The organism is Castellaniella defragrans 65Phen, assembly GCF_000612685.1.
Taxonomy (GTDB): Bacteria; Pseudomonadota; Gammaproteobacteria; order Burkholderiales; family Burkholderiaceae_B; genus Castellaniella; species Castellaniella defragrans.
Genome location: NZ_HG916765.1, coordinates 2,413,983 through 2,424,723, shown reverse-complemented (window position 1 = coordinate 2,424,723; position 10,741 = coordinate 2,413,983). Strand labels below are relative to the sequence as shown.

7 protein-coding genes are annotated in these 10,741 nt (G+C 68.1%); 5 read left to right on the top strand and 2 right to left on the bottom strand.

The features are described from left to right. Positions 1 to 14 precede the first annotated feature (14 nt). From tig to lon, 4 genes are all read left to right on the top strand, one after another. Positions 15 to 1,325: a trigger factor gene (gene tig / locus BN940_RS10830; protein ID WP_043682932.1), complete on the top strand. Its 1,311-nt coding sequence runs from the start codon at positions 15 to 17 to the stop codon at positions 1,323 to 1,325. A 1-nt stretch (position 1,326) separates the two neighbouring features. Next, complete coding sequence (clpP, locus tag BN940_RS10825) at positions 1,327 to 1,986, top strand: ATP-dependent Clp endopeptidase proteolytic subunit ClpP (RefSeq protein ID WP_043682930.1); 660 nt, start codon at positions 1,327 to 1,329, stop codon at positions 1,984 to 1,986. A 10-nt stretch (positions 1,987 to 1,996) separates the two neighbouring features. Continuing rightward, complete coding sequence (gene clpX / locus BN940_RS10820; protein ID WP_043682927.1) at positions 1,997 to 3,289, top strand: ATP-dependent Clp protease ATP-binding subunit ClpX; 1,293 nt, start codon at positions 1,997 to 1,999, stop codon at positions 3,287 to 3,289. A gap of 235 nt (positions 3,290 to 3,524) precedes the next feature. Further along, positions 3,525 to 5,984: an endopeptidase La gene (lon, locus tag BN940_RS10815; RefSeq protein WP_043682924.1), complete on the top strand. Its 2,460-nt coding sequence runs from the start codon at positions 3,525 to 3,527 to the stop codon at positions 5,982 to 5,984. A 184-nt stretch (positions 5,985 to 6,168) separates the two neighbouring features. On the opposite strand, the gene lexA is transcribed toward lon, so the two are convergent. Further along, positions 6,169 to 6,948 (bottom strand): transcriptional repressor LexA, encoded by a 780-nt coding sequence (lexA, locus tag BN940_RS10810; RefSeq protein ID WP_043682922.1) that lies wholly within the window; start codon positions 6,946 to 6,948, stop codon positions 6,169 to 6,171. Positions 6,949 to 7,138: 190 nt separating this feature from the next. After that, on the bottom strand, positions 7,139 to 8,344 hold the full coding sequence (locus BN940_RS10805; protein ID WP_043682919.1) for an amino acid aminotransferase: 1,206 nt from the start codon (positions 8,342 to 8,344) through the stop codon (positions 7,139 to 7,141). Positions 8,345 to 8,522: 178 nt separating this feature from the next. On the opposite strand from BN940_RS10805, the gene uvrB reads away from it, so the two are divergent. Next, entirely contained in the window at positions 8,523 to 10,574 is a 2,052-nt protein-coding gene (gene uvrB / locus BN940_RS10800; protein WP_052355789.1) for an excinuclease ABC subunit UvrB, read from the top strand. The last annotated feature ends 167 nt before the right edge of the window (positions 10,575 to 10,741 follow it).

Sequence of the window (10,741 nt, the reverse complement as noted above, 5' to 3'; positions counted from 1 at the left end):
TCAATAGGTTCCGAATGCAGCCCATGGTTGAAAAATTGTCCGGCCTGGAGCGCCGCGTTGATCTGACCGTCTCGGTCGCCGACATCGAAAAGGAAGTCCAGGCGCAGCTCAAGCGCGTCGCCCGGACGGCGAAGGTGCAGGGCTTCCGCCCCGGCAAGGCGCCCCTGTCGGTGATCGAGCGCAGCCACGGCCCGTCGGTCCGCTACGACGTGATCAACACCCAGATCGGCAAGTCGCTGGACAAGGTCATCCAGGACGCGAACCTGCGCGTGGCCGGCACCCCCAGCCTGGAACCCAAGGTCGAAGGCGCCGAGGACGGCGTGATGGCGTTTTCCGCCACCTTCGAGGTCTATCCCGACATCCAGCTGCCGGACCTGTCCTCCCTGAAGATCACCCGCAACACCGTCGAGGTGGGCGAAGCCGAAGTGCAGAAGACCCTCGACATCCTGCGCCGCCAGCGCACGGTCTTCAAGCCGGCGGCCGACCGCGCCGCCCAGAGCGGCGACCGCGTCACCCTGGACTTCACCGGCACCATCGACGGCGTGGCCTTCGAGGGCGGCAGCGCCCAGGACTTCCCCTTCGTGCTGGGCCAGGGCCGCATGCTGCCCGAGTTCGAGGCCGCCGCCACCGGCCTGAAGGCCGGCGAGACCAAGACCTTCCCGCTGGCCTTCCCGGAAGACTACGGCAGCCCCGCCGTGGCCGGCAAGCAGGCTGAATTCACCATCACCGTGAAGGAAGTCGCCGAGCCCGAACTGCCCGAACTCGACGCCGACTTCGCCCGCGCCCTGGGCCAGGCCGAAGGCGACGTGGACGCCCTGCTGGCCGATGTGCGCGCCAACGTGGAACGCGAGGCCCAGGCCCGCGCCAAGAACCGCACCAAGGCCAGCGTCATGGACGCCCTGGCCGCCGCCTGCGACTTCGACCTGCCCAAGGCCCTGGTGGACAACGAGATTGCCAACCGCACGGCCGCCGCGCGCGAGGAACTCAAGCAGCGCGGCCTGCCCAACGCCGACAGCATCCCCATCCCGGAGGACACCTTCCGCGCGGAAGCCGAGCGCCGCGTGCGCCTGGGCCTGCTGGTGGCCGAGCTCATCAAGTCCGCCGACCTCAAGGCCAGGCCCGAGCAGGTCCGCGCCCGCATCGAGGAATTCGCCAAGAGCTACGAGCAGCCCGCCCAGGTCGTCGCCTACTACCTGTCCGACCGCCAGCGCCGCGCCGAGATCGAATCGCTGGTCCTGGAAGACAACCTCGTCGAGCACGTCCTGGCGTCCGCCCAGGTCACCGACGAAGCCGTCGATTTCGATACTCTGATGGGTGCCCGCTGACATGAACCGGTTCACCGATTTCTACGCGTCGATGTACGGCGGGGACTCGGTCGTCCCCACCGGCCTGGGCTACGTGCCCATCGTGATCGAGCAGTCCGGCCGCGGCGAACGGTCCTACGACATCTATTCGCGCCTGCTGCGCGAACGGGTGATCTTCTTCGTGGGCCCGGTCAACGACCAGTCGGCCAACCTGGTCGTGGCGCAGCTGCTGTTCCTGGAATCGGAGAACCCCGACAAGGACATCTCGCTCTACATCAATTCCCCGGGCGGCTCGGTCTACGCCGGCATGGCGATCTTCGACACCATGCAGTTCGTCAAGCCCGAGGTCTCCACCCTGTGCACCGGCCTGGCCGCGAGCATGGGCGCGTTCCTGCTGGCCGCCGGGGCCAAGGGCAAGCGCTACGCGCTGCCCAATTCCCGCATCATGATCCACCAGCCTTCGGGCGGCGCGCAGGGCCAGGCCTCGGACATCCAGATCCAGGCCAAGGAAATCCTCAGCCTGCGCGAACGCCTGAACGGCATCCTGGCCGAGCGCACCGGCCAGGACATCGAGCGCATCGCCGTGGACACCGAACGCGACAACTTCATGTCCGCCGACGATGCGCGGGAATACGGACTGATCGACAAGGTACTGGTTTCGCGCACCGACGAAGCCAAGTGATTGGATAGCCATGACCGAAAAAAAGGGATCCAGCGAGGACAAGGCGCTGCATTGCTCCTTCTGCAACAAAAGCCAGCACGAAGTCCACAAGCTGATCGCCGGGCCTTCCGTCTTCATCTGCGATGAATGCATCAGCCTGTGCAACGACATCATCCGCGAGGAGTCCCAGGACGCGGCGCGGGCCGCCGTGCGCAAGGAACTGCCCACGCCGCAGGAAATCAAGTCCTTCCTGGACGGCTACGTCATCGGCCAGGAAACGCCCAAGCGCAACCTGGCGGTGGCGGTCTACAACCACTACAAGCGCATCCGCTACCAGGACGCCAAGGACGGCGACGTCGAGCTGTCCAAGAGCAACATCCTGCTGATCGGGCCGACCGGCTCGGGCAAGACCCTGCTCGCCCAGACCCTGGCGCGCATGCTGGACGTGCCCTTCGTGATGGCCGACGCCACCACCCTGACGGAAGCCGGCTACGTCGGCGAGGACGTCGAGAACATCATCCAGAAGCTGCTGCAGAACTGCAACTACGAAGTCGAGAAGGCCCAGCGCGCCATCGTCTACATCGACGAGATCGACAAGATCGCGCGCAAGTCCGACAACCCGTCCATCACCCGCGACGTCTCGGGCGAGGGCGTGCAGCAGGCCCTGCTGAAGCTCATCGAAGGCACGGTCGCCTCGGTGCCGCCGCAGGGCGGGCGCAAGCACCCGAACCAGGACTTCGTCCAGGTGGACACCACCAACATCCTGTTCATCGTGGGCGGCGCCTTCGACGGCCTGGAAAAGATCATCCGCGACCGCAGCGAACGCTCCGGCATCGGCTTCGCCGCCACGGTGCGCGCGCGCTCCGAGCGCGGCGTGGGCGAACTGTTCGCCGAGGTCGAACCGGAAGACCTGATCAAGTTCGGCCTGATCCCGGAACTGGTCGGCCGCCTGCCGGTGGTCGCCACCCTGGAGGAACTGAGCGAGGACACGCTGGTGCGCATCCTCACCGAGCCGCGCAACGCCGTGGTCAAGCAGTTCCAGAAGCTGTTCGAGATGGAGGACGTCGCGCTGGAAGTGACGCCCGAGGCCCTGACGGCGATCGCCCGCCGGGCCATCAAGCGCCGCACCGGCGCCCGCGGCCTGCGCTCCATCATCGAGCAGGCGCTGCTGGGCACCATGTACGAACTGCCTTCGCGCCAGGACATCAACCGCGTGGTCCTGGAAAAGGACGCCGTCGAAGGCCTGACCTCGCCGACGCTCATCAAGGGCCCCCGGCCCGACCGCCACGCCGAAGACAAGCCCCTGCGCTCGGCCGCCGCCTGAGCGCGGCCCGGACCCCGCCCTTCGTTCTTCCCGCCGGAAGGGCGGCCGGCGCCGCGCCCATCTTCCGGGCGGGGGCGTTTCGCGCCCGCCGGACGGCCGGTTCCCGTATACTGGCAGTGTGCCCCCAGCTCTTGAAAAGCGTCTGTACGGCACCATATTCATCAGCAGGCACAATACGAAAAAGGAAGCCCGCGCTTCCTTTTTCTTTCAGATTCAATAGTTTGAGGAATCAACCATGTCTGCTAGCCAGATTCTGACCCAGGAACCTGTGGAACTGCCGCTGCTGCCGCTGCGCGACGTCGTGGTCTTTCCGCACATGGTCATCCCCCTGTTCGTGGGGCGGCCGCGTTCCATCAAGGCGCTCGAGCTGGCGATGGAAGCCGGCAGCAGCGTGATGCTGGTGGCCCAGAAGTCCGCCGGCAAGGACGAGCCCACGCCCGACGACCTGTACGAGATCGGCTGCGCGGCCAACATCCTGCAGATGCTGAAGCTGCCCGACGGCACCGTCAAGGTGCTGGTCGAAGGGCTGCAGCGCGCCCGCGTCCATGAAGTCACCGACGCCGAAACGCATTTCGCGGCGCGCGTCTCGGGCATCGAAGAAGACCAGTCCGACCAGGCCGAGGCCGAGGCCCTGCGCCGCGCCGTCGTGGCCCAGTTCGAGCAGTACGTCAAGCTCAACAAGAAGATCCCGCAGGAAATCCTGACCTCGCTGGCCGGGATCGAGGACGCCGGCCGCCTGGCCGACACCATCGCCGCCCATCTGCCCCTGAAGATCGAGCAGAAGCAGTCCCTGCTCGACATGCCCGGCGCCGCGCGCCGCCTGGAAGCCCTGCTCGCCCAGCTGGAATCGGAAATCGAGATCCTGCAGGTCGAGAAGCGCATCCGCGGCCGCGTCAAGAAGCAGATGGAAAAGAGCCAGCGCGACTACTACCTGAACGAGCAGGTCAAGGCCATCCAGAAGGAACTGGGCGAGGGCGAGGAAGGCGCCGACATCGAAGAGCTCGAACGCCGGATCGCGGCCGCGCACCTGCCCAAGGAAGCCCGCAAGAAGGCCGACGCCGAGCTGAAGAAGCTCAAGCTGATGTCGCCCATGTCGGCCGAGGCCACCGTGGTGCGCAACTACATCGACACGCTGCTGGGCCTGCCGTGGCGCAAGAAGAGCCGCGTCAACAACTCCCTGAAGAACGCCGAGGAAGTCCTCGACGCCGACCACTACGGCCTGGAAAAGGTCAAGGAGCGCATCGTCGAGTACCTGGCGGTGCAGCAGCGCGTGGACAAGCTCAAGGCGCCGATCCTGTGCCTGGTCGGGCCCCCGGGCGTGGGCAAGACCTCGCTGGGCCAGTCCGTGGCCCGCGCCACCAACCGCAAATTCGTGCGCATGGCGCTGGGCGGCGTGCGCGACGAGGCCGAGATCCGCGGCCACCGGCGCACCTACATCGGCTCCATGCCCGGCAAGATCCTGCAGAACATGGCCAAGGTGGGCGTGCGCAATCCGCTGTTCCTGCTCGACGAGATCGACAAGCTGGGCGCGGATTTCCGCGGCGACCCGTCCTCGGCCCTGCTCGAAGTGCTCGATCCGGAACAGAACCACACCTTCCAGGACCACTACATCGAGGTCGATTTCGACCTGTCGGACGTGATGTTCGTGGCCACCAGCAACACGCTGAACATTCCGCCGGCCCTGCTGGACCGGATGGAAGTCATCCGCCTGTCGGGCTACACGGAAGACGAGAAGGTCCACATCGCCTTCGATCACCTGCTGCCCAAGCTGATGAAGAACAACGGCGTCAAGGAAGGCGAGCTGAGCATCTCCGAAAACGCGGTCCGCGACATCGTGCGCTACTACACGCGCGAGGCCGGGGTGCGCGCGCTGGAACGCGAGATCTCCAAGATCTGCCGCAAGGCCGTCAAGCGCCTGCTGAGCGCCGGTGCCGAGGGCCGTGAGCTGAAGCATGCCGACGGCCAGGCCGCGATCGTGGTGGATTCCTCCAACCTGAACGACTTCCTGGGGGTGCGCCGCTTCAATTTCGGCGTGGCCGAAAAGGAAGACAAGATCGGCCAGGTCACCGGCCTGGCCTGGACGGAAGTCGGCGGCGACCTGCTGACCATCGAGGCGGCGGACATGCCGGGCAAGGGCGTGGTCCTGCGCACGGGTTCGCTGGGCGACGTGATGAAGGAATCGGTCGAGGCCGCCCGCACGGTGGTGCGCGCCCGCGCCCGCAAGTGGGGCATCGCCGACCAGGCCTTCGAGAAGCGCGACCTGCACATCCACTTCCCGGAAGGCGCCACGCCCAAGGACGGCCCCTCGGCCGGGGCCGCCATCACCACGGCCATGGTGTCGGCGCTGACCGGCATCCCGGTGCGCGCCGACGTGGCCATGACGGGCGAGATCACCCTGCGCGGCGAGATCCTGGAAATCGGCGGCCTGAAGGAAAAGCTGCTGGCGGCGCATCGCGGCGGCATCAAGACCGTGATGATCCCGGAGGAAAACGTCAAGGACCTGGCGGAAATCCCGGACAACGTGAAAAACCACCTGGAGATCATCCCGGTGCGCTGGATCGACCGGGTGCTGGAAGTCGCCCTGCAGCGCATGCCCGTGCCCCTGTCGGACGAGGAAGTCGCCCGCCTGGCGGCCGAGGCGGTCGCCGCCGCCAAGCCGGCGGAAGCCGGCGGCAGCGGGGTGATGAAGCACTGAGGCGAACCTGGCCCCGGGCCGGTCCCCGTTCGGACCGGCCCGAGCCCGGCGGATCGGAACGGCTTCCCCTCCGTGCGCGGCGCGGTTCAGCGGCCGGAGAAGGGCCGGCGAAACGACCAAGGGCTCCCCGAAAGGGAGCCCTTGCCGCTTCTGGCCCGGATGCGCGCAGAGGAGCGCCGGCGTTTCAGTGCAGCGCGGTGGTGCGGATCAGGCCGACGGCGATGCCTTCGATGGCGAAGTCGTCGCCCGGACCCACGTCGATGGGCTGGAAGTCGGGGTTTTCGGGCAGCAGGCGGATGCGGCGGCCCTGGTGGTCCAGCCGCTTGACGGTGACGTCGTCGCCCAGACGGGCGACCACGATCTGGCCATGGCGCGCCTGGGGCGTGCTGCGCACGGCCAGCAGGTCGCCATCGAGGATGCCGGCGTCGCGCATGCTGCTGCCGCGCACGCGCAGCAGGTAGTCGGGCGCGGACTCGAACAGGTGGGGGGCCAGCGGGATTTCGCGTTCGATGTGCTCGGCCGCCAGGATGGGGCTGCCGGCGGCGACGCGGCCCACCAGCGGCACCAGGCGGCTGTCGGACGGCGCGAGCCAGACCGGGGCGCCGGGCAGGGGGCCGGGCAATGCGCCAGGCAATGTGCCGGACGGGGGATGGAGCCCGTGGGCCGGGCCGGCGCCGGCGGGGATGCCGTCCCGCGCGGGGCGGGCAGCGGCGGGCGCGCCCGCCGGATCGGCGTCCGGGCTGCGGGCTTGCTCCGTGAGCTGGATGCCGCGCGAGGTGGCCGCCGACAGGCGGATGTAGCCCTTGCGCTCCAGCGCGCGCAGGTGGTCTTCGGCCGCGTTGGCCGAGCGGAACCCCAGCTGGCGGGCGATTTCGGCCCGGGTGGGAGGGCGGCCGGCCTGCTGGATGGATTGCCGGATGAGGTCCAGGATCTGGGACTGCCGGGCGGTGAGTTTCAGGGCCATGACGCGCTACTGGATGGAAACACAGCCCGTATTGTGACCGAAGGGCGCGCGCCGCGCAAGCGGCAGGGCGGCCAGCAGCAGGGCGGCCGTCCTGAAACGGCGACGGGGCCCCGCAAGAGGCCCCGTCGTGCGCCATGCCGCGGCGCGGGCGGGCGGGTCAGTGCCCGATCACGCCTTGATCATGCCTTGATCATGCCTTGATTACGCGGGCGATCGCCTCGGCCACGTAGTCGATGTTGCCGCTGTTCAGGGCGGCCACGCAGATGCGGCCGCTGCCCACGGCGTAGATGCCGAATTCCTCGCGCAGGCGCTCCACCTGGTCCTTGGTGAGGCCGGAGTACGAGAACATGCCGCGCTGCGCCTTGACGAAGCTGAAGTCCTGGCTCACGCCCTGGGCCTGGATCTTTTCGACCAGCTGGTGGCGCATGGCGCGGATGCGGTCGCGCATGCCGGCCAGTTCCTCGGCCCACAGCGCGTACAGCTCGGGCGTGTTCAGCACGGTCGAGACCAGGGCGCCGCCGTGGGTGGGCGGGTTGGAGTAGTTGGTGCGGATGACGCGCTTCAACTGGCTGAGCACGCGCGTGCTTTCCTCGTCGCCGCCGGTGACCAGCGTCAGGGCGCCGACGCGCTCGCCGTACAGCGAGAAGGACTTGGAGAACGAGGAGCTGATGAACATGGTCATGCCCAGGTCCGCGAACAGGCGCACCACGGCGGCGTCTTCCTCGATGCCGGCGCCGAAGCCCTGGTAGGCGATGTCCAGGAAGGGCACCAGCTGGCCGGCCTGCAGCGTGCGGGCGATGTCCTGCCATTGTTCCAGGGTGGGATCGACGCCCGTGGGATTGTGGCAGCAGGCGTGCAGCACCACGATGGTGCCGGCGGGCAGGGCGCGCAGCGAGGCCAGCATGCCGTCGAAATTCAGCCCATGGGTGGCGGCGTCGTAGTAGTCGTAGCTGACGACCGGGAAGCCGGCGGCGGCGAACAGGGCCTGGTGGTTGGCCCAGCTGGGGTTGCTGATGGCGACCTGGGCGTTCGGCAGGATCTGCTTGAGGAAGTCGGCGCCGACCTTCAGCGCGCCGGTGCCGCCCAGGGTCTGGACCGTCAGCGAGCGGTGCTCGGCGATCAGGGGCGAGCCGGCGCCCAGGAGCAGGGCGCGGGCGCCGTTGTTGTAGCCGGGAATGCCGTCGATCGGCAGGTAGTTGCGCGGCTCGGCCTGCTCGAACAGGCGGGCCTCGGCCTGGCGGACGGCCTTCAGCAGCGGGATGCGGCCCGCGTCGTCGTAGTAGACGCCGACGCCGAGATTGACCTTGGTGGGCCGGGTGTCGGCCTTGAATTGTTCGTTCAGGCCCAGGATGGGGTCGCGCGGAGCGAGTTCGACGGATGCGAAGATGGAGGACATGGGATTCCGTAGGGACAAGGGGAAAGGTCTGGAGACGCCATGCACCGGTCCGCCCGTCCGCCGGCCATCCCGGCAAGGAGCGCGTCGGACGTGGGGAGACTGATGCAAAGGATTCCTTGGTCGCGAAGGCCAACGATGAGATAATAAGGGGTTTACCCGAATAGTGTCCAGGCGAACCATGGAGAGCCGCGCAAATACCCCGGACCCGGTGGAGGACTCGCCGGGTTTCGTGCATTTTCCAGACAGTCCGTTTCAGCTTTTCCAGCCCTATCCGCCCGCCGGCGACCAGCCGGCCGCGATCGACACGCTGGAAGAGGGCGTGCGCGATGGGCTCATGTGCCAGACGCTCCTGGGGGTGACGGGCTCGGGCAAGACCTACACCATGGCCAACCTGATCGCCCGCACCGGGCGGCCGGCCATCGTGCTGGCGCCCAACAAGACTCTGGCCGCCCAGCTCTACGCCGAGATGCGCGAATTCTTCCCGCGCAACGCGGTGGAATACTTCGTGTCCTACTACGATTACTACCAGCCGGAGGCCTACGTGCCCTCGCGCGACCTGTTCATCGAGAAGGACTCGTCCATCAACGAGCACATCGAGCAGATGCGCCTGTCGGCCACCAAGAGCCTGCTGGAGCGCCCCGACACCATCATCGTGGGCACGGTGTCCTGCATCTACGGCATCGGCAACCCGGGCGACTACCACGCCATGGTGCTGACGCTGCGCACGGGCGACCGGATCGGCCGCCAGGAAATCCTGGCGCGGCTGGTGTCCATGCAGTACGAGCGCAACGACACGGAATTCTCCCGCGGGACCTTCCGGGCGCGCGGCGAGGTGATCGACGTCTTCCCGGCCGAGCACGCCGAGCATGCCTTGCGCATCACGCTGTTCGACGACGAGATCGAGTCCCTGGACCTGTTCGATCCCCTGACGGGCAAGCCGGTGCAGAGCCTGGTGCGTTTCACGATCTTTCCCAGTTCGCACTACGTGACGCCGCGCGAGACCGTGCTGCGCGCCATCGAGACGATCAAGGACGAACTGCGCGAGCGCCTGGCCGAACTGACGGCGGCGGGCCGGCTGGTCGAGGCCCAGCGGCTGGAGCAGCGCACCCGCTTCGATCTGGAGATGCTGCAGGAACTGGGATTCTGCAAGGGCATCGAGAACTATTCCCGGCACCTGTCGGGCGCCCTGCCGGGCGAGCCGCCGCCCACGCTGATCGACTACCTGCCGGCCAACGCCCTGATGTTCATCGACGAGAGCCACGTCACCATCGGCCAGCTGGGCGGCATGTACCGGGGCGACCGCTCGCGCAAGGAAACCCTGGTCCAGTTCGGCTTCCGCCTGCCCTCGGCGCTGGACAACCGGCCCCTGCGGCTGGAGGAATTCGAGGCGCGCATGCCGCAGTGCGTGTTCGTCTCCGCCACGCCGGGGCCCTACGAGGCCGCGCACGCGGACCAGGTGGTCGAGCAGGTGGTGCGCCCGACCGGCCTGGTGGATCCGGAGGTCGAGCTGCGCCCGGCCGCCACCCAGGTCGACGATCTGCTGGGCGAGGCCAAGCTGCGCATCGCGCGCCACGAGCGGGTGCTGGTCACCACGCTGACCAAGCGCATGGCCGAGGACCTGACCGAATACCTGGGGGAAAACGGCCTCAAGGTGCGCTACCTGCATTCGGACATCGACACGGTGGAGCGCGTCGAGATCATCCGCGACCTGCGCCTGGGCGCCTTCGACGTGCTGGTCGGGATCAACCTGCTGCGCGAGGGCCTGGACATCCCGGAAGTCTCGCTGGTGGCGATCCTGGACGCCGACAAGGAAGGCTTTCTGCGTTCCGAGCGCAGCCTGATCCAGACCATCGGCCGCGCGGCGCGCAACCTGAACGGGCGCGCCATCCTGTATGCGGACCGGGTGACCGATTCCATGCGCCGGGCCATGGACGAGACGGCCCGCCGCCGGGAAAAGCAGCAGGCCTTCAACATCGAGCACGGCATCACGGCCCGCGGCGTCAGCAAGGCGGTGCGCGACCTGATCGACGGGGTGTCCGCGGCGGCGGCCGCGGCGCCGGTCGCGGCGGGCTACGACGAATCGGCCCTGCACGACGAAAAGTCCCTGGCGCGGGAGATCCGCCGCCTGGAGCAGCGCATGAACGAGCACGCCCGCAACCTGGAGTTCGAGCAGGCGGCCTCGGTGCGCGACGCCCTGCGCGCCCTGAAGGCCCGCGCGCTGATGGAGTGACGCCCGGCGCCCGGATGCGCCGGCGGCGCCGGGCCTGGCCTCGTCCCCGGTTTCGCGCGGACGGCGCCGGGTCTCCCGTCCGCCCGTCGCGGGCCGGCCTGTTGCGGGCCGGCCTGTTGCGGGCCGGCCTGTTGCGGGGCCGCTTCGGAAGTGCTTCAAGTGTCAGG